The organism is Caulobacter sp. CCUG 60055, from assembly GCF_022750545.1.
Classification (GTDB): domain Bacteria; phylum Pseudomonadota; class Alphaproteobacteria; order Caulobacterales; family Caulobacteraceae; genus PUIC01.
This window is the reverse complement of sequence record NZ_PUIC01000012.1, coordinates 80,266-99,278: the sequence shown is the minus strand read 5'-3', so window position 1 is coordinate 99,278 and position 19,013 is coordinate 80,266. Positions and strand designations below refer to the sequence as shown.

23 protein-coding genes are annotated in these 19,013 nt (G+C 65.8%); 9 read left to right on the top strand and 14 right to left on the bottom strand.

The window, feature by feature from the left end:
* Positions 1-152: 152 nt before the first annotated feature.
* From C5708_RS15965 to C5708_RS15910, 12 genes are all read right to left on the bottom strand, one after another.
* On the bottom strand, positions 153-776 hold the full coding sequence (locus tag C5708_RS15965; RefSeq protein WP_242922650.1) for a hypothetical protein: 624 nt from the start codon (positions 774-776) through the stop codon (positions 153-155).
* A gap of 126 nt (positions 777-902) precedes the next feature.
* Positions 903-1,766, bottom strand: a complete 864-nt coding sequence (locus C5708_RS15960) for a class I SAM-dependent methyltransferase (RefSeq protein WP_242922648.1) — start codon at positions 1,764-1,766, stop codon at positions 903-905.
* A gap of 33 nt (positions 1,767-1,799) precedes the next feature.
* Entirely contained in the window at positions 1,800-1,913 is a 114-nt protein-coding gene (locus C5708_RS19495; RefSeq protein ID WP_278254008.1) for a DUF2474 domain-containing protein, read from the bottom strand.
* Entirely contained in the window at positions 1,913-2,938 is a 1,026-nt protein-coding gene (gene cydB / locus C5708_RS15950) for a cytochrome d ubiquinol oxidase subunit II (RefSeq protein ID WP_242922646.1), read from the bottom strand. Before cydB ends, C5708_RS19495 begins: the two co-directional genes overlap by 1 nt.
* Positions 2,939-2,941: 3 nt before the next feature.
* On the bottom strand, positions 2,942-4,354 hold the full coding sequence (locus C5708_RS15945; RefSeq protein WP_242922644.1) for a cytochrome ubiquinol oxidase subunit I: 1,413 nt from the start codon (positions 4,352-4,354) through the stop codon (positions 2,942-2,944).
* Complete coding sequence (locus C5708_RS15940) at positions 4,347-5,150, bottom strand: sulfite exporter TauE/SafE family protein (RefSeq protein WP_242922642.1); 804 nt, start codon at positions 5,148-5,150, stop codon at positions 4,347-4,349. Before C5708_RS15940 ends, C5708_RS15945 begins: the two co-directional genes overlap by 8 nt.
* A complete protein-coding gene (locus tag C5708_RS15935; protein WP_242922640.1) occupies positions 5,147-6,805 on the bottom strand; it encodes a bifunctional protein tyrosine phosphatase family protein/NAD(P)/FAD-dependent oxidoreductase in 1,659 nt (552 codons plus the stop codon). The genes C5708_RS15940 and C5708_RS15935 overlap by 4 nt, the downstream gene beginning before the upstream one ends.
* A gap of 37 nt (positions 6,806-6,842) precedes the next feature.
* The gene (locus C5708_RS15930) at positions 6,843-7,037 is read right to left on the bottom strand and encodes a DUF2892 domain-containing protein (protein WP_242922658.1); all 195 of its coding nucleotides are present in this window, start codon (positions 7,035-7,037) and stop codon (positions 6,843-6,845) included.
* A 72-nt stretch (positions 7,038-7,109) separates the two neighbouring features.
* The gene (locus tag C5708_RS15925; protein WP_069321259.1) at positions 7,110-7,763 is read right to left on the bottom strand and encodes a peroxiredoxin; all 654 of its coding nucleotides are present in this window, start codon (positions 7,761-7,763) and stop codon (positions 7,110-7,112) included.
* Positions 7,756-8,208, bottom strand: coding sequence for a DUF6691 family protein (locus C5708_RS15920; protein WP_242922638.1), 453 nt, complete (start codon positions 8,206-8,208; stop codon positions 7,756-7,758). Before C5708_RS15920 ends, C5708_RS15925 begins: the two co-directional genes overlap by 8 nt.
* A complete protein-coding gene (locus C5708_RS15915) occupies positions 8,205-8,648 on the bottom strand; it encodes a YeeE/YedE thiosulfate transporter family protein (RefSeq protein WP_242922637.1) in 444 nt (147 codons plus the stop codon). Before C5708_RS15915 ends, C5708_RS15920 begins: the two co-directional genes overlap by 4 nt.
* On the bottom strand, positions 8,648-9,574 hold the full coding sequence (locus tag C5708_RS15910; RefSeq protein ID WP_242922636.1) for an MBL fold metallo-hydrolase: 927 nt from the start codon (positions 9,572-9,574) through the stop codon (positions 8,648-8,650). The genes C5708_RS15915 and C5708_RS15910 overlap by 1 nt, the downstream gene beginning before the upstream one ends.
* An 89-nt stretch (positions 9,575-9,663) precedes the next feature.
* Here C5708_RS15910 and C5708_RS15905 point away from each other — a divergent pair, with 89 nt between their 5' ends.
* From C5708_RS15905 to C5708_RS15890, 4 genes are all read left to right on the top strand, one after another.
* Positions 9,664-10,320 (top strand): peroxiredoxin, encoded by a 657-nt coding sequence (locus tag C5708_RS15905; RefSeq protein ID WP_066667254.1) that lies wholly within the window; start codon positions 9,664-9,666, stop codon positions 10,318-10,320.
* On the top strand, positions 10,317-10,712 hold the full coding sequence (locus C5708_RS15900) for a metalloregulator ArsR/SmtB family transcription factor (protein ID WP_066667256.1): 396 nt from the start codon (positions 10,317-10,319) through the stop codon (positions 10,710-10,712). Before C5708_RS15905 ends, C5708_RS15900 begins: the two co-directional genes overlap by 4 nt.
* 742 nt (positions 10,713-11,454) lie before the next feature.
* Positions 11,455-11,793, top strand: a complete 339-nt coding sequence (locus C5708_RS15895; RefSeq protein WP_242922635.1) for a metalloregulator ArsR/SmtB family transcription factor — start codon at positions 11,455-11,457, stop codon at positions 11,791-11,793.
* On the top strand, positions 11,790-12,260 hold the full coding sequence (locus tag C5708_RS15890) for an SRPBCC domain-containing protein (RefSeq protein WP_242922634.1): 471 nt from the start codon (positions 11,790-11,792) through the stop codon (positions 12,258-12,260). Before C5708_RS15895 ends, C5708_RS15890 begins: the two co-directional genes overlap by 4 nt.
* A 183-nt stretch (positions 12,261-12,443) precedes the next feature.
* On the opposite strand, the gene C5708_RS15885 is transcribed toward C5708_RS15890, so the two are convergent.
* Both C5708_RS15885 and C5708_RS15880 read right to left on the bottom strand, forming a co-directional pair.
* On the bottom strand, positions 12,444-12,599 hold the full coding sequence (locus tag C5708_RS15885) for a hypothetical protein (RefSeq protein WP_242922633.1): 156 nt from the start codon (positions 12,597-12,599) through the stop codon (positions 12,444-12,446).
* A 96-nt stretch (positions 12,600-12,695) separates the two neighbouring features.
* Positions 12,696-13,550, bottom strand: coding sequence for a LysR substrate-binding domain-containing protein (locus C5708_RS15880; RefSeq protein WP_242922632.1), 855 nt, complete (start codon positions 13,548-13,550; stop codon positions 12,696-12,698).
* Between the two features lie 120 nt (positions 13,551-13,670).
* Between C5708_RS15880 and C5708_RS15875 the strand changes: the two genes are divergently transcribed.
* The 5 genes from C5708_RS15875 (at position 13,671) to C5708_RS15855 (ending at position 19,013) form a co-directional block, all read left to right on the top strand.
* Entirely contained in the window at positions 13,671-15,599 is a 1,929-nt protein-coding gene (locus C5708_RS15875) for a TonB-dependent receptor (protein WP_242922631.1), read from the top strand.
* A gap of 278 nt (positions 15,600-15,877) precedes the next feature.
* Positions 15,878-16,570: a TonB family protein gene (locus C5708_RS19490; protein ID WP_278254007.1), complete on the top strand. Its 693-nt coding sequence runs from the start codon at positions 15,878-15,880 to the stop codon at positions 16,568-16,570.
* Positions 16,571-16,664: 94 nt separating this feature from the next.
* Complete coding sequence (locus tag C5708_RS15865; RefSeq protein WP_242922630.1) at positions 16,665-17,405, top strand: energy transducer TonB; 741 nt, start codon at positions 16,665-16,667, stop codon at positions 17,403-17,405.
* A 2-nt stretch (positions 17,406-17,407) separates the two neighbouring features.
* A complete protein-coding gene (locus C5708_RS15860; RefSeq protein WP_242922628.1) occupies positions 17,408-17,971 on the top strand; it encodes an RNA polymerase sigma factor in 564 nt (187 codons plus the stop codon).
* 58 nt (positions 17,972-18,029) lie between these two features.
* On the top strand, positions 18,030-19,013 hold the full coding sequence (locus C5708_RS15855) for a FecR domain-containing protein (protein ID WP_242922626.1): 984 nt from the start codon (positions 18,030-18,032) through the stop codon (positions 19,011-19,013).

Below are 19,013 nucleotides of genomic sequence, written 5' to 3'. Positions count from 1 at the left end.
ATTTTCCACGCCGATTCACACACCGACATAGCGGACTGTTCCCGCAAACTGCTGCCCCGGCTGAGAGGGCAGGCGACCTTCGCAGGGGTCCGCACGGGCGGGCGTCGCCATCATTGAGAAAGCAAGGGCGCTGAGGGCGAACGCTACTGGGTTCATGGCGTCGGTGACACTTCGACCAAGAGATAATGAAGCGAAGTCGTACCCTCCGCCCACTGGAACTGGTAGTCGCGGGCTAGCGTGATGGGCGGGCCGAAGTCGCTGCCGGTGTTGTAGCTCAGGGTCTTTCCGGCCTGATATGTCGCTCCGTTGCGAAAGTCGAAGTCGCTAGTCGCTCCGGAATAGGCCTCGTTGCTGACGTAATGCAGATGGTCTGTGCCGACGATCATGAAGCCGACATCCGCGACGTCGCCGCAACTTTCAAGGCGCGCGATGTCCTTGAAAACCTCATAGCGATTGTTGGGTTCGCGGTGATTTTTGCGTTTGAAGAATTTCAGCTCGATCGCGCATCGCCACTGACGACCCTCGTCATCTGTGATCCGGAACCACACATCGATGCGGCCGCGTTTGCCACCTGCGCCGAGCAGGCGCTTTTCCAACTGGACCGAGAAGGTCTCGCGTTCGCTTATAATTTCGAGGTCGGCGGCCGTGGCGATGATACGCCCGAGGTGGAGCTGGAGGGTCGCTTCGCTCTCGCATTCCACGCGCCCACCCGCGATCTGGCGAAAGAGGGTCTGAACAGACAATTGGACGATATTGCGTAGGCGCTGGACAGACATTGGCTTTAATCCCCGCTCAACGGATGCCGGCTCGGTGTGCGGAGGCCGTCTATTGGTCCTGCCCTTCTAACTTCCGGTGTTTTCTCTGCAAGGGATTGGCAACGCGGCTGGATCGTTGCCGGCGGATTACGTTGACGCGGAGACGAGCCAGGCCTTGCCTGCCATCATCACGCCTTGTCCTTCGACATGATGGTGACCGAACACCGTGAGCAAATCTTCCCGAACGCGGTGCTGAAGACTCTCGTCCTCGTGTTGGACTAGACGGCCCGCAGCCAATGAAGACATGGCGAAGTTAACCGCGACATCCGGCGAGGCACCCACCCCACCAATCGGTTGCAGACCATGGTAGGCGATGATGTCGATATCGGCGAACCCCGCGTTTTCCAGGACGGTTCTTAAGTAATCCGTGTCCTCGAAGGCGAACGGCCCCGGCGCGCGAGGCACAGCCGGCGGCACGTCGATGTGACGTCGCAGTGCGGCCATCATTTCCATCATCCAGGGATTGTCACGAGGCGGACCCCAGACCGCGAGGTCAAGTCGACCGCCCTGCTTGAGGCAGCCGTGCAAATTGGAAAAGGCTTCGACCGGGTGCGGGAAGAACATGCTGCCAAGGCGGGAGACCATCCTGTCGAAGGCCGCCTCCGGCTTATAGGACGCCGCATCGCCGCATTCGAATGTCGCATTGCGAGTGTCGGCGGCTTCGGCCCGTTCGCGAGCTTTGGCGATCAGGTCGGGCGAGATGTCGATGCCGGTGACGGACCCTCCCGGGCCGACCGACTCTGCGATCGTAAGACTGTTCGCCCCGCCACCGCATCCCAGATCGAGGACGTGTTCCCCGGTCTTGAAAGACGCTCTTGCTAGCAGGGCGTCGCCGATCGGCGCGATCATCGATTCAAACTGGTCGATGCCGGCCAACCATCGGGTGCCCATTTCACCCGCCCAGTCCTCGGGCTGAGGGGTCTCGGAGGCGTCGGATTGGGCATTCGTCATGGGCGGCCTCACTTAATTGACAGAATGCAGAATCTAAGCGTTTAGCCAGGTCCTGATAACGAGCGCGACGATACCGAGGGCGGCGACGCTCATGGTCCAGATCGCGAACATCCATAGCAGCCGTTTCCAAAGAGGCACTTCGTCCATCAATGATACCCGTGCGTGCCGACCTTGCCGCGAAAGACCCAATAGGCCCAGGCGGTATAGGCGAGGATTATGGGGACGATGATCACGGTCCCGACCAGCATGAACAACTGGCTCGACGCGGGCGCCGCCGCGTCCCAGATCGTGATCTGGTCGGGCACGATGTAGGGAAAGAGGCTGATCCCAAGGCCCGCGAAGCCAAGCAGGAATAGGCCGAGCGCGATGGCGAAGGGCAGGCGTTCCGACCCCTTGTTCAGGCTGCGGAAGAAGAAGAGCCCCGCGATCACGACCAGGATCGGAACCTGAGCGGTCAGGAGAACCCCCGGCATCTCGAACCAGCGCTCCCAGTAGGCGTAGTCGAGGAAGGGCGTTGCGGCGCTGACGGCGGCCATGCCGCTGAGCGTCGCGACGCCGAGGATGCGCGCCAGCCGCACGGCATGACCTTGGGCCGTGCCCTCGACCTTCCAGATCAGCCAGGTCGCGCCCAAAAGCGCGTAGCCGGCGACCACACCAATGCCGGTCAGCAGGCTGAACGGGGTCAGCCAGTCGAGCCAGGCCCCGGCATACGCCCAGCCCCCGGCCTCGACGCTTTCGACGACGGTGACCCCCTGAAGGATCGCGCCCAAGATCATGCCTTGCGCCATAGCGGCGACGACCGAGCCGACGGTGAACGCGACGTCCCAGAGCGCCCGGTGGCGTGGATCGCGCCACCGGAACTCGAACGCGACGCCGCGAAACACGAGGCCCAGCAGCATCGCGATCATCAGCGGATATGTGGCGGGCAGGATGATGCCGTAGGCGAGCGGAAAGGCCGCGAAGAGCCCGCCGCCGCCCAGCACCAGCCACGTCTCATTGCCGTCCCAAACCGGAGCGATCGAATTCATGGCCTGATCCCGTTCCTCGCCCACGGCGAAGAAGGGAAACAGGATGCCGATCCCGAGATCGAAGCCGTCCATGACGACATAGGCAAACACGGCAAAGGCGATGATGAAGGCCCAGATGACCGTCAGATCGAGTGCATAGGTCATGGCTTACTCCGCCGGTCGGGGTGCGCCATCAAGCGCGGGTGCGGGTGTGATGCCAGCGGACCGAATCGGCGTTTGTGGCGGTTCGGTCTCATGGGCTTGGGGTGTGTGGCCCATCAGCTTCAGCAGATACCAGGCGCCAGCGCCGAACACGAAAAAGTAGACGACCACGAAGGCGATCAACGAAGCCGCAACGGCCGGGGCCGCGAGCGGGGAGTGGGATTGCCCCGTCAGCAGATGACCATAGACGGTATAAGGCTGTCGCCCCACCTCGGTCGTGATCCATCCCGCGATGACCGCCACAAAACCGGTCGGCCCCATCAGGATGGCGAGCCGGTGCAGCAGCGGCCAGTCGTATAGCGATCGACGGGTACGGGCGACGAGGCTGATCACCCCGAGGCCCAGCATCGCGAAGCCGAGGCCGACCATCACGCGGAAGGACCAGAAGACGATGGCGACCGGGGGTTCGCGGTTATCGGGGATCGTGTCCAACCCGGCCAGCGGCGCGTTCGAGTCATGTTTCAGGATCAGGGATGAGGCTTTGGGGATCTCGATGGCGTAGTCGACGCGCTTCTCGGCGCTGTTCGGAATGCCAAACAGGATCAGCGGCGCACCATCGGGATGGCTTTCATAGTGTCCCTCCATCGCCATGACCTTGGCAGGCTGGTGCTCCAGCGTGTTTAGGCCGTGCAGGTCGCCCGCGAAGATCTGGATCGGAGCCACGATGGCCGCCATCCACATGGCCATGGAGAACATCTTGCGGGCATAGGGGTTGTTGCGGTCCTTCAGCAGGTGCCATGCACCGACAGCCCCTACGACGAGCGAGGTTGTCAGGTAGGAGGCGATGAGGGTGTGCAGGAGTCTGTAGGGGAAGCTGGGGTTGAAGATGATCGTGAGCCATGATCCGGCCGGAACGAACTGACCCGCTGCATTGATTTCGAAGCCGGTCGGCGTCTGCATCCAGCTGTTCACGCTGAGAATCCAGGTGGCCGAAATGAAGGTGCCCAGCGCCACCATACAGGTCGCTGCAAAATGCAGCTTCCGGCCCACCTTGCTCATGCCGAACAGCATGACCCCCAGGAACCCCGCTTCAAGGAAGAAGGCGGTCAGGACCTCATAGGCCATGAGGGGGCCGAGCACTGGCCCGGTTTTGACCGAGAAGACCGACCAGTTCGTCCCGAACTGATAGGACATGACGATGCCGGAAACGACACCCATGGCAAAGACCACGGCGAAGATCTTCAGCCAGTATTTGAACAGGTCCAGATAGACGCTTTTGCCAGTCTTCAGCCAAAGCCCCTCGAGGACGGCCAGGTAGCTGGCGAGGCCGATGGAGAAGGAGGGGAAGATGAAGTGAAAGCTGACGGTGAAGGCGAACTGGATGCGCGCCAGTATGACGGGATCGAGATGATCAAACACTGGCGGTTGTCCCGAAAAATGCGCCCGCGCTCTTCCAGAGCATGTAGGCGGCAACAACGAAGATGAGCACTGAGAAGACCGTCGTCAGCAGGCCTGTGGTGCCCGAGAGCTTCTTGGCTGCGAGCGCGCCGCCGAAGCTGCCGACGAGGCCGCCGACGACAAAGATGCCCGCCAGGGGCCAGTCGATCAGGCCGGAGAAGGCGTAGTTGAGCGCCGTTGTCAGGCCGAAGGCCGTCACGGCGACGAGCGATGATCCGATCGCGTTGAGGATCGGCATCCCTGTCGAGGCGACCAGGCCGGGTACAATCAGGAACCCGCCTCCGATCCCAAAGAATCCGGAGAAGACGCCCGTGCCGAGACCATAGCCCAGAACCTTGGGTGCCTTCTCGCGGTTACATTCCGCACCTGGGTTGCCGATGTCGCCGCGGCCTCGCAGCATGAGGACACCCACAACCACCATGACGATCGCGAACAGGAAGAGCAGTTTCTGCCCGTCGAAGGCTTTGCCGACGGTGGAGCCTGCGAAGGCTCCGGCAATGCCGGCACCGGCATACATCAGCGCGCAGCGCCACTTTACGGTGCCGTTGCGCGCATGGTTCATCAGCCCCGCTGCTGCGTTCGCCGCGACTGCGAGTGCGCTGGTGCCGATCGCCACGTGCGGGCTGGGGACGCCGACCAGGTAGACCATCAGAGGGACGGCCAGGATTGATCCGCCTCCCCCCACCAGACCGAGCGTGAAGCCCACGAGACCCCCGGACAAGGCACCGAGGAGGTATTGAATCGGTTCGAGGGTCATGCGGCGTCACGGTGTTGGGGACCGGCCATCCATTCGCGGCCCTTTAGCATCGCATTCCAGTATATCCACGGCAGGCCTTCGGACTTCAGCAGCCAGGACAGGCGCTGCGGCTTCGTGCCCTCGATGATCCAGCTGGGGAAGCTGGGCAGCAGCTTGCCGCCATAGCCGAACTCGGCGAGCAGGATCTTGCCGCGCTCGACCGTCAACGGACAGGAGCCGTAGCCGTCGTAGATGGCGGTCGGAGCTTTGTTGGTGAGGACGGCGATCAGGTTCTCGGCCACGACCGGCGCCTGCTTGCGCGCCGCAGCCACGGTCTTGGCATTCGGGGTCGAACCGCCGTCGCCCAAGCCGAAGACGTTCGCATGACGGACATGCTGGAGGCTGGCCTGGTCGACATCGACATAGCCCGCCTCATTGGCAAGCGGACTACGCGCCACGAAGGCCGGGGCCTTCTGCGGCGGCGTGACATGGATCATGTCGAAGGACTTTGTGACCTCGCCCGCCTTCTCTCTGAAGGTGGCCGTGCGGTCGGAGCCGTTGACGGCGATCAGGGTGGACTCGAACTGAAGGTCGATCCCGTAGCGGCCGATGTATTCCATCAGCGGCGGCACAAACTCCTTCACGCCGAACAGGACGGCGCCCGCGTTGTGGAACTCGACGTCGATGTCCTTGAGCACGCCCGTTCGCAGCCAGTGGTCGCAGGACAGATACATCGCCTTCTGCGGCGCGCCGGCGCATTTGATCGGCATGGGCGGCTGGGTGAACAGGGCGCTGCCATGCTTCAGGGTCTGCACCAGGTCCCAGGTGTAGGGGGCGGTCTCGTAGCTGTAGTTGGAGGTGACGCCGTTCTTGCCGAGCGTCCCGGGCAGGCCGTCGATTGCGGCCCAGTCCAAGGTGTTGCCGGGCGCTACGACCAGGGCGCGGTAGCCGACCGTGCTGCCGTCCTCCAGCGTGACCTGATCGCGCTCCGGTTGGAAGCTGGCGACCGCGCCCTTGATCCAGCGCACACCCGCCGGGATCACCGACGCCTCTGCCCTGCGGGTGTCCTTCACGTCGAACACCCCGCCGCCCACCATGGTCCAGCCTGGCTGATAGTCGTGGGTCTCGCGCGGCTCGATCACCACGATGTTGAGCCTGTGATCGCGTTCCAGAAGCGAGGCGGCCGTGGCCAGACCGGCCGAACCTCCGCCGACAATGACCACATCGGCCTGCTCGGCCTGCGCGCCGATCGGGGCGGTCATCCGGGTTTCCAGCCGGGGACGCAGCGCTGAAAGATCATAGCCCGCTCCGGCAGCGGTCGCGATCAGGACTTCAGCCGGTTGAGCCCCCACCTGGGATAGAGCCCATAGCGTCGTCGAGCGTGTCCCGGTGCGGCAGTAGGCAAGCACGGGGCCATCAAGACGTGAAAGGGCGTGCGCCATCAGGGCGACGTCCTCGTCGCTGATCTTTCCGCCTACCGTTGGCACATGGGCGAAGCCCATGCCATGGGACGCGGCCAAAGCTTGCATCTCGGCCGCGCTCGGCTGACCCGGTTCCTCGCCGTCCGGTCGGTTGTCGATGATCGCGCGAAAGCCGTCGCGGGCCGCCTCGGCGAGGTCCGCTTCGCTGAGCTGTGGCGAAACCGAAAGAGAGGGAGTGAGGGCCTTGAACGGCATGACGATCGTCCTTGAACGGGGATGTTCGGATAATGGCTCAGCGGTGCCGGGGCCGCGTGGACAGGCCGAACGGCATGTAGGCCGGGCAGGTCGCGGTCAGGCTGGTCAGCAAAAGGACGACCGCGAAGGCTCCAAGAATCAGGGCGAGGGTCCCGCTGATGAGCCCCAGGCCATAGGCTCCGATGACGGCGGCGACGGCGGCGAGCCGGATGACCCGGTCGAGCGTTCCCATGTTTTTCACGGTGAGTGTCCTTGCGTTGGAAGCGAGCCGGCGCGTCCGTAGTGACCGCGCCGGCTCCGGGGGTCAGGCTGCGATCGGGCGGGTCGAGAAATACCAGTCAGTGTATTTGAAGCCCTCGCCCTCGCGGGCATTGGCCGCTTCCACGGTCTTCGGTGGCGAGACGATGGCGTCGTCGCCCGGCTGCCATCCCGCAGGTGTGGCGACGCCATTGGCGTCGCTCGTCTGCATGGCGGTGACCAGACGGACGATCTCGGGGATCGAGCGGCCGTTGCTCATCGGATAGTAGAGCATTGCCCGCAGCACGCCTTCGGGATCGATCACGAAGGTGGCGCGCACGGCTGAGGTGTCGCTGGCCCCCTCGTGGATCATGCCGTAGGCGCGGGCCACGTCCATCTTGAGGTCTTCGATGATCGGGAACGGGATTTCGACACCGAACTTCTCGGCGATGTTCCGTGTCCAGGCGATGTGGGAAAAAATGCTGTCGATCGACAGGCCCAGCAGTTCGCAGTTCTTGCCTTTCAGCTCAGCGGCCACTCCAGCGAAGCCGATGAACTCCGTGGTGCAGACGGGCGTGAAATCGGACGGGTGCGAGAACAGCACCAACCATTTGCCCTTGTAGTCGGCCAGCGAACGATCGCCGTGGGTGGTCTTGGCCGAGAAGTTCGGAGCGGGCGCGTTCAGGCGCGGCAGGCCGACGGCGGATTGGGTGTCAGACATTGGATGTCTCCAGGGTTGGCTGCTTCACAGGAGCGGCGGGCAGCAGGCGGTGCAGGATCATCCCGCCCAGCATCGCCACGACGAAGATGGCGGCGGGAACGGGGGCGATGGCGAGGTCGGCAATTGCGGGACCGGGGCAGAGCCCGGCGATGCCCCAGCCGATACCGAACAGGGCGGCCCCGCCGATCAGGCGGGGGTCGAGATCGCGCGCGGTGGGCAGGGCGAACCGATCAGCGGCCATGGGCGAAGTCATCCGCCTCTGGACTCGCCATGCGATGGCCATGGGGATCAGGGCACCGCCCATGACAAAGGCGAGCGTCGGGTCCCAGGCACCGAACAAATCAAGGAAGCCCCGCACGCGCTGCGGATCGGCCATGCCCGACACGGCCAGGCCGGCTCCGAACAGTGCTCCCGCGATCAGGGCGAAGACGATCGGGCGCTTCATTGTCCCAGCCCCATGGCGTTCATGACGGCGACGGTCGCGAAGCCCATGACCATGAATGTCGCCGTCGCCACCAGGGACCGCGCCGAGAGCCGCGACATGCCACAGACGCCGTGTCCGCTGGTGCAGCCGCTGCCGAGCCGGGTGCCGAATCCGACCACCAGGCCACCGATGACGAGAGCGGCCAAACCTTGCTCGAACCGTTCCTCGACGGGTCCAAGGATCAGGGCGACCAGCAGGGCACCCAGAGGGAGGCCGACCACGAAGGCGATTGCCAGCGGACGGGGCGCACCATCGACGGTGATCCCGGTGGCCCGCGCCGCCAGACCGCTGACGCCGGCGATCCGACCCAGGCCTAACAACATGATGGCGGAGGCCGTGCCGATCATCAGGCCGCCGATTAGCCCTTGGACCGGCATGGCGTTGGCGAAAACGTCACCCATCACAAGACATCCAGCGGAATCTTGAGGTAGCGGGTGCCGTTCGATTCCGGCTCGGGGAGATGGCCGCCGCGCATGTTCACCTGGATAGAGGGCAGGATCAGCTTGGGCATGGACAGGGTGGCGTCGCGCGCATCGCGCATGGCCACGAACTCGTCCTCGCCGACGCCTTCATGGACATGGACATTGCCCGCGCGCTGGGCCCCGACGGTGGTCTCCCAGGCGAAGGTGTCGCGTCCGGCGGCCTTGTAGTCATGGCAATGAAACAGGCGCGTGCGCTCGGGCAGCGCCATCAGGCGACGGATCGAGCGATACAGCTGGCGGGAATCGCCGCCGGGGAAGTCGGCGCGCGCCGTGCCGTAGTCGGGCATGAACAGGGTGTCGCCGGTGAACACAGCGTCGCCGATCACATAGGCCAGGTCCGCGGGCGTATGGCCGGGCACGTGAAGCGCGATGGCCTCCAGCCCGCCGATCTGGAACCGGTCACCGTCCTCGAACAGCCGGTCGAACTCCGACCCGTCGCGTGCGAACTCGGTGCCTTCGTTGAAGATCTTTCCGAAGACATTCTGGACGTGGATGATCTCGCGACCGATGGCGAGCGTGCCGCCAAGCTTGTCCTTGAGATACGGCGCAGCCGATAAATGATCGGCGTGAGCGTGCGTTTCCAGCAGCCAAGTTACCGACAGCTTCTCGGCCTGCACATAGGCGATGATGGCATCCGCCGACGCGAACGAAGTGCGACCCGCTGCAGGGTCGTAATCAAGCACGCTGTCTACGACGGCCGCTTCGCGGGTCGCTGGATCGTAGACGACATAGCTGACGGTGTTGGTGGGCTCGTCGAAGAAGCTCTTTACGACGGGGCGCTGACCGGAGCCGCCATGCGCGTCGCCGATGATAGCGGCTGCTTGCTCCAGATGGGGATCGCTCATGAGGTGCTCCGACTCGGAATTTATCAATTACAATATGTGTGTAATCGTGTATCTGAGTTGCGTCAATCCAATTGGGATGCCAACCAGCAATGATGACTGACTCGAATCTTCCCCCTGCAGCGTCCCTCCAGCGTCCCCTTCGCATTGGTGACACTGCGCCTGGGTTTCAGGCGCGCTCGACACTCGGCGAGGTTCGGCTGTCAGACTATCGCGGAAAGTGGCTGGTGTTCTTCTCGCACCCGGCTGATTTCACGCCGGTCTGCACGAGCGAATTCGTCAGCATCACGAGGGCTGCTGAAGCCTTTGCCGCGTTAGACTGCGGATTGCTGGGGCTGTCGGTAGACAGCCTCTATTCGCATCTCGCCTGGGTTCGTGCGATCCGACAGAAGTTCGCCGTCACCATCCCGTTTCCTATCGTCGAGGATCCATCCATGGCGATCGGCCGCGCCTATGGGATGATTGAGCCGCATTCGGACGATTCATCGGCGGTGCGGGCCACCTACTTTATTGATCCCGAAGGCGTGATCCGGGCGATGACGTGGTATCCCCTGAATGTCGGGCGCTCAGTCGACGAAATGCTCCGTATGGTCGCTGCGCTCAAGCGAACGGCTGCTGACGATGTGTTGGCACCCGAAGGCTGGCATCCGGGCGATGACCTGCTTGTCACTCCGCCGCAGGATCAACACGCCGTGCTGGCCGGAGACGACGAACACTGGTTCTATCAGACGACGGCGGACGCGAAGTGACGCTATATTCCTCTCGGTCTGCAGCAGATGTCGCCGCTGAGCGCCTCAAGATTTACGCCCAGCCGCAGCGGCTGATGATCCTGTCGCGGCTGATCGATGGCGAACACACCGTGAGCGAGATCGACGAGGCGACCGGAATCGGCCAGCCTGCGCTCAGCCAGCAGCTCGCCGAACTACGGCGCGCAGATATCGTGAAGACGCGTCGCGCCTCAAAGCAGGTTTACTATCGGCTCGCTGACGAGAACGTGATGGTTTGCGTCAAAGGCATCGAGGCGATGTTTGGTGGTGATGGCAACGCAGCGGGTGCGCTATCGCTTGCGCTGGTTGGTGCAAACCCTGTTCGGCCGGTCTCCCGACCGAAGGGTGCAGCAGCCTTCGCACGGGTGGGGTAGCATGGTCGTCAGGGCTATCGAGAATTCGGCACGCGCGTTAGTCTGTTTGCCACCGAAACAGACAATGGAGTGACGGTATTTTCAGACCGCATCTATGGTGTGGTCTAAGCCTTCCTAGCCGCCGAAAAAGCGACGAACGGGGCGAAAGGTAGCGATTGATCTGGAAATGCGAGTGTCTGGGAGGGGCGTAAAAATCCCAATGAAATCAACAGCCCGACTTTTTGACGGCATGTGCAGCGGCATTCGAAAACTGAAAAAATATTTTGATTAGGAAAATCAAGCAGTTATGGTGTCGGCGCACAATCGAGTGGGAGTAGGGGAGCGTAGAAAAGGGTGGGCGTGGGATCGTTAGGGATAGTGCTGCGAGATGGGATCACTCGATCATCGTCGATAGGCCTCTAACGTTATCCGCACATTTTGAATTTTCGCCGGCGGCTAAGGCCGCTCATGGCGCGGCTGATAAAGTCCGAGCGTGCCTCCCCCAGGGAATTTGATGCGGGTGGGCCGGTCAGGCCTGATCGTCCTCCATTCGGAGGTGGGTGATCGAAGATGGGACCGAGTTCGCCCACATGGTGCTGCACTCGACCTCGCCGTCGCGCTCGAACCAATGCGTCGCCCGGGGGATGAGATCGAAGGGCGCCGATTTTCGGCTCCGCGAGCTTTGTGGATGGATGCGGCAAACGCCCTTGCGCAAAGATCGTAAATTATCTATATAGTTAAATAACGATATAGATGGCTTGCGATGATCAATCTCAGCGACGCTTTTCAAGCTCTGGCCGACCCAACGAGGCGGGCGATACTCGCCCGCTTGTCTCGCGGCGATGCAACGGCCACCGAGCTGGCAAAGCCGTTTGCCTTGGCGCAGCCGACCATTTCGCAGCATCTCAAGGTTCTGACTGAAGCTGGCTTGATTGTCCGATCGGTCGACGGAACGCGTCGCCCGTGCCGCCTGGCGCGCGAGGGCATCGAAGCGGTCGATCAATGGCTGGGTGCGCTACGCGACGCGCTCGACGCCAACTACGACCGCCTCGATGCGGTCCTCGCCGAGATCACCCAACAACCCGAAGAGAAGAACCCATGAGCAAGCTGACGCTGACAACCGAGGGCGATCGCAACATCGTCATTAAGCGCCGCTTCGCTGCACCCCCCGAGGCGGTCTACCGGGCGCACATCGAACCCGCCCTGATCCAAGCGTGGATGCTTGGACCAGATGGCTGGACGATGCCCAAATGCGTCAGTGACCCGCGTCCGGGCGGCCAAATCCGCTACGAATGGTCCGACGGCAAGGGCCACGGCTTTCACCTCACCGGCGAGTTCATCGAACTCTCGCCGTTCCATCGGATCGTTCATGTGGAACGGATGCACCTGCCTGACCCGACGCCCGACAACCACGTGGAGACAACATTCGAGGCGGACGGCGCCGGCACGCTGATGACGGTAAGGATGACGCTGCCCGACGCTGACGTGCGATCGAAGATGCTCGCGACTGGAATGGAGCATGGCATGGAGGTCAGCTACAGTCGCCTCGATGGCGTTGCTTCGCGTTAATGGCGGGCGCCTCACCTCGGCTGCCCGCACCGAGATCGATGGCTTCACGGCCGACGCCAGATTCCGTTGCTGGCGATAGATGGCGAGATCTTGAAATAAAATCTCGCGGAAAAACCGTTGAAAATCAATAGCATAGGTTTTTGACGGCAACACCGGAGGCGTTCTGCTCGGCAGTGAGAATTTTCATGACCTTGTCGACGCCGTCCGGCGATATCCGTGCGCTGTCGACCCCTTCAGGTCCATGAGATCGGCGGCGTCCACCGTCTTGCCGACGGCCTGCGCGCCCGCCGCCGACGTCAGGAGAGCGAGGAGCGCCGCAGCCAGGGCCGCCAGCTTCATATCGACACTGCATGAACGTCGTTATGTTTCGGTCAGGGCTATCACGGCGGCGCCGGAATTCAAGGCGGGCGGCCCGCGTGGGCGGGCGGACCGGCCTCAGGCCGAGGAAAGCGCGGCCTCGCCGCTCAGCCAGTCTCCAAACAGGCGCACGATCGGCTTCACCACTTCGTCCTGCGACGTCACGAAGTAGTAGCTCCATGAGGTCGGGCGCGGCGGGGCGAGCAGCCTGACCTCGCCGCGCGCCAGCTCGGGCTCGATCATGAGGGTGTCGAGGACGCCGACGCCGGCCCCGGCCAGCACGGCTTCCACGACCAGTTCGCGCGTGGACACCGTCCGCGCCCCGGCTCCGGTCGGAAGATCCGCCCAAGCGGCCCATTCATCGACGCGGCCCTGCAGGAGGATGCGCGGCATCGCGCCGGGGTCTTGCCCCCCTCCGACGCGCGCGACCGGCCCCTCGCGCTGCGGCGTCAGCAGCCGCGCGGCGACGTTGGGCCAGCCGCCCGGGCCCAGGCGGATCGCGCAGTCGATGCGCTCGCGGCCAAGCTCGACCAGACGCGGCGTCGTGGAGAGCCGCAGGTCCACGCCGGGCGCGATGGCGTCGAAGCGGTGCAGGCGCGGCATCAGCCACCGCGCCGCGAAGGACGGCTGGACGGTGACGGTCAGGGTCGGCCGCGCGCTGCGAAGGCGGTCCACCGCAACGTCGATGTCGGCGAACGCCTGTTCGAGCTCGGCGGCGAACGCCGCGCCCCGTTCGGTGAGGGCCACGCCCCGTCCATGGCGGCGGAGCAGGGAAAGGCCGATGGCGCCTTCCAGGCCGCGCAGCTGGTGGCTGATCGCCGAGACGGTCAGACCCAGCTCGTCGGCCGCTGCGGTGAGGCCGCCCAGGCGCGCGACCGCCTCGAAGGTGCGCAGCGCCGGCAGCGAAAGCGTCAGGGACGCGCGAGCGGTCATACTTGAGCCTGCCTCAACAATCTGGCCAGCGTTCCGAATTGTCCCACGGGCCGCCGGTCGTCAAGAGCATGGCGCGGATGCCGCGATCCTGTCGGCTTCGTCAGCGCGGGGCGCCCTTCGGTGCAGTCTGGACGTTTGATCTTGTGGGGCGTGGTCGGCCTGCTGTCGTTCGCCGCCGCGCCCGCGCTGGCGCAGCGTGCGTCGGAGAACGCGGTCAAGGCCGCGGAAGACGCCTTCGGCGTCAGCGTCGGCCGCGAGACGGTGGGCCTTTACGATCCCGACAATGTCCGCGGCTTCTCGGCGCTGGACGCCGGCAACGCCCGCCTGGACGGCCTCTACTTCGATCCCGTGTGGCAACCTTCGCCGCGCCTGCAGCGCGCGACCACCATCCGCGTCGGCATCGCCGCTCAGGGCTTTCCGTTCCCGGCGCCCACCGGCGTGGTCGACTATGCGCTGCGGCGCCCCGGGGATGTCTTCAAGGCCAGCGGTTTCGTCTCGGCGGACAGCTACGGGTTCCTGACGGCCGAGTCCGACGCCGAACTCCCGCTGATCGAGGACAAGCTGTCGCTGGGTGCGGGTTTCGCGGGCTACCGCGAGAGCTACTACAACGACACCACCGACCTCACGCGGGCGGAGACGCTGATCCTGCGCTGGCGGCCGGCGGACTCGCTCGAACTGACGCCGTTCTGGAGCCATGCGGACGTCTACGCCTCGCAGGCGCCGCCCCTCTACCTGACGGCCGGCGACTACCTGCCGCCGCATATCGAGCGCCGCCGTTTCAACGGCCCCCTGTGGGCCGAAAGCCGCAGCGAGCGCTACAATTACGGGATTCTGGGCCGCTGGGCGCCCGGCCCGGAATGGCGGGTCGAGGCGGGGGTGTTCCGTTCGGGGCGCGACGATCCGATCGCGTTCGCAAACCTCCTCACCAGCCTCACCCCCGGCGGCCAAGCCGATCAGGTCGTGATCGTCGATCCGCACGCCTACAATGCCTCGACCAGCGGCGAGCTGCGCGTGTCGCGAAGCTTCGCCGGGGAGGCGTGGCGTCACGAGATCGTGCTGACCCTGCGCGGCCGCGACCGCGAGCGGACCTATGGCGGCGGCGACGTGATCGACCTGGGCCCGATCGCGCTGGGCCAGCGCCAGGCGGCGCCTCGGCCGACCTTCGTCTTCTCGGCGCAGAACCGCGACCATATCCGCCAGGGCACGGTCGGTCTCGCCTATGAGGGACGCTGGCGCGGGGTGGGCGAGCTGAGCGTCAGCCTCCAGAAGACCGACTACGCCAAGGATGTCGGCCTCGCCGGCGGAAGCTCGGCCTCGACCCACGCCGACCCCTGGCTCTACAGCCTCGCCGGCGCGGTCCACCTCAACCGGCGCCTCGACCTCTACGCCAGCTACGCCCGCGGCCTGGAGGACAGCGGCGCGGCGCCGAGCAGCGCCGCCAACCGCAACGAGCCCTTGCCCGCCATAAAGACCGAGCAGGCCGATGCGGGGCTCCGCCTTGCGTTGTCGCCGAAGCTTCGTCTCGTCGCCGGGGTGTTCGACCTGAAGAAGCCCTATTTCGAGTTCGACGCCGCCAATCGTTTCACCCTGCTCGGATCGGTGGAGAACCGGGGCGTCGAACTCAGCCTCTCGGGCGCGGCCGCGCCTGGCCTCGACGTCGTGGCGGGCGCGGTGCTGAGCGACCCCAAGGTCGAGGGCGCCGCCGTGCGTCTCGGGCTCGTCGGGACCGATCCGGTCGATAAGCCTCGCGTCCGTCTCGGCCTGAACGTCGAATGGCGCATGCCGTGGATCGCGGGCGTGTCGTTGGACGCGGGCGCGACCTATCTCGGCCGCCGCGCCGCCAGCACCGACGACCGCGTCCACGTTCCGGAGCGCACGCTGGTCGACCTGGGTTCGCGCTACGCCTTCACGATCGCCTCCCACCCCGCGCAGTTGCGGCTGGCGGTGACGAACATCGGCGGCGTCCACGGCTACGACCTTTACGGCGCCGGCGCCTACGACATCATTCCGGGCCGGGTGGCGCAGCTCAGCCTGGGCGTGGACTGGTGACGACGCGGGCGTTCGCCCGGCCCGCCGATGCTCGCCTTCGTCGGTTTCGGTGCTAAGTGTCCCCTCGATAAGCCGGCTTAACGAGGTGATCGAGCGTCCGCATGGGTCGATTCCAGACCTTCAAGGGCTTGGCGCCGTGCGCCGCCCGCCGGGCCTGCGGCGTTGTCCATGACGAGGGGCGCGGGTTTGCGCGGACGGGAGCCTCGAGGCGCCGTAACGTGTGCGGGCCTCGGCGACGGGCTGGCGTCGCAGCCCTGAGGCTGGCGGTCCTCCTCGTGATGCTGGCGGTCGCGGCGGATGCGGCCGCGCCTGGGGCGTCGGCGTCCGAAGCCGGCGCTTCGACGACGGAACGCAAGGTGCAGCTGTTCAACATCCCGGCTCAGCCGTTGGCCGCCGCGTTGCAGACCTATAGCGCGGTGACCGGCAACGAAGTGATCTGCGACAGCCGGCTGGCGGCCGGGCGAAGGTCGGCGCCTGTGGTGGGCCTGTTCACTCCCGAGGCGGCGCTGAGGATGCTCATCGCCGGGGCCGATCTGGCGATCCGTTACACCGGCCCCCAGGACGTCACCCTGCTGGCGGCGAGCACGGCGAACGCGACGGCGGGGGGCGGGGACGACGTCGCCGACCTGGGCGGCGGCCGCGTCGGCGTGATGGTCCTCGACACGCTGCATGTCGACCTGCCGGCGGGCGCCGAGCGCAAGCCGGATTTCAGCGCCTACGGCCATCAGGTCCTGCGCGAGGTCAAGCATGCCCTGGCGCGGGACGAGGAGATCGGCGCGCGGACCTTCGACCTTCAGATCGACATCTGGATCGACGCTGACGGCCGCGTCCGGCAGGCGCAGCTCCTTCGCTCGACAGGGCGGCCGAGGCTCGACGCCGCCATACGCCGCGCGCTGGAGGGGACGACGATCAAGCAGCCGCCGCCGGCGGATATGCCCCAACCAATCCGGATCGCCGTCGTCGCGCTCTGACCGGGCCGGGTTCGAAGGTCGCTCTTCTAGAAAATGTCACGTTTCATGACGCAATCCGTCACGAAAAAGGTCTTTACAAACGGGGACTTGACACTTGGTCGAGCCAGCCCTGTATCCGTGCGACATGCGCTTACTGGACCCTGTCGGAGATCCGCTGGAGCGACCTCGCCGGTCGCCTAAGCGCCCCGTTCTGGCCGGCGCCCTTCTGTCCCTGAGCGTCCATGCCGCCGTTCTCGCGGCGGCCGTCGCCCTGGCGCGAGGCGGCGAGCACGGCGCCAGCACGGCCGAGACGGACACCGCCCCCGCAATCAGCGTGACCCTGGTTTCGGCGCTGCAGCCGGTTTCGTCGACGGCGCCTTCGCGCGGCGCGCGGTCTCCGGACAAGGGGGCCGATGCGACGCCCGCGGCCGAGAGCCGGCCTTCGTCGGGGCCGTCGTCATCGCCGCCCGCTCCGCCCGCCGCCGGCGCCGCAGCAGCGGTTCAGACGGCCGCGCCGTCGCCGGCCACGGCCGTCGATCCGTCGGCGAGCGACGAGTATCGGCGGCGGCTGCTCGACCACATCTCGGCCTATCGGCGCGCGCCGGCGGCTTCCGCCGGGCGGCGCCCGACGGGCGTCGTGCTGATTCGTCTGGCGATCGACCGGCAAGGCGACGTCCTGTCGGTCCAGGTCGCCGGCAGCTCGGGCGCGCCCGAACTGGACGACGAGGCGGTGGCGACCGTCTGGCGCGCCCAGCCCATGCCCGCCATCCCGTCGCCCTTGCCGGAAAGGCTCGCCGTCATCTTGCCCGTCAGCTTCGATCCCGAGCGTTCGATGACGCGCGCGAGGGGCTTCTGACGGTGTCGGAATCGAGCTGGACGGCTCTGCGCCGGATGTTCGTCGACGAGTACGACGAACTCCGCCGACGCCTGGCGGTTCGGCTCGGCTCGGCGGACGCGGCGGGCGACGCCCTGCAGGACACCTTCCTGCAGCTCGCGCGCGAAGGCGGACGCGTGGAGACCATCCACAATCCCAAGGGCTATCTCTTCCGCATGGCGATGAACGTCGCCAACTCGCGGCGCCGCACCGAGCGGCGGCGGCTCAGCATCGTCGAAACCCAGGCCATCGAGGCGGCGCTGGAGACGCCCGACGACCGGCCCGGTCCCGCCGAGGTCGCCGAGGCGCGGTCGGACCTGCAGCTGCTGCGCAAGGTGCTGGACGAGATGCCGCAGCGGCGGCGCGAGATGTTCCTCGCCGCCCTGGTGGACGGGGCGAGCCACCGCGACCTGGCGGAGCGCTACGGTCTATCGATGCGGATGATCCAGATCGAGATGAAGAAGGCCGGCGACCTGATCGCCGAACGGTTCGGCAGGGCGAAGATAATCCATTTCGCTCCCGAGCCTCGTGAGACGTCTAAATCATGAAGGGGAGAGTTTGTTCATGGATGGCGGCGCCGGTGCGGCACGATAGATTCAGGCGGCCATGATCGACCGCGACGACAGCTTCGACCGGCAGGCGCTGGCTCGCGAGGCCTTCTCGTGGGTCTGTCGTCTCCGCTCGGGCGAAATGACCTCGGAGGAAGCCGACGCGCTGATGCGGTGGCGCGCGCAGGGGCTGGCCCACGCCCAGGCGCTGAGCGACGCTGTGAAGCTGCGCCGCCGGCTGGCCGAGGCGGGGCGCGCCATCGTCGAACAGGACGCGGTCGGCGAGGCGGGGCGGACGGCGCCCAAGGCTCGGCGTCGGGAGGTCATGGGCAGGCGGGCGTTCATGGCCGCCGCCGCCGCTTCGGTCGCCGGAGCGGCGATCGTGCGGCCGCCGCTCGGGCTGTGGCCTTCGCTGGCCGAGCTTCGCGCCGACTATCGCACGCGCGTCGGCGAGCGTCGGACCGTCCAGGTGGCCGACGGCCTCGCCGTCGAGCTCAACACCCGCACGAGCCTCGTGCGCAGGGACGACGCCCGGAACTATCGCCTCGAACTCGTCGACGGCGAGGTCGCCGTCGATGCGGCGGACCCCGCGCGTCCCGTCGCCATCGCGACCAGCGCGGGCGAAGCGATCGGACGGCGAGGGCGGTTCAGCGTCCGCCTGCTTGACGCGGGCGCCTGCGTCGCCTGCCTCGCGGGGAGCGTGAAGGTCGTCGCCCATCAGCAGGTCACCGAACTGAGCCCGGGCCAGCAGATCGTCTTCGACGGCCAGTCCAGGCGGGACGTCCTTCCGGTCGATCTCGATCGGGTCGAGGCCTGGCGGCGCGGCCTGCTGGTCTTCAGCGGCCAGCCCCTCGGCGAGGTGGTCGAGGAGATCAATCGCTACCGGCCGGGCAAGATCATCCTGGCCGCCGGCGCGCTGAAGGGCTTCCCGATCACCGGAACCTTCCAGCTCGCCCGCCTCGACCGGGCCGTGGCGCAGATCCGCCAGGTCGCCAACGCCAGCGTGACCAGCCTTCCGGGCGGCATCGTCGTTCTCAGCTGA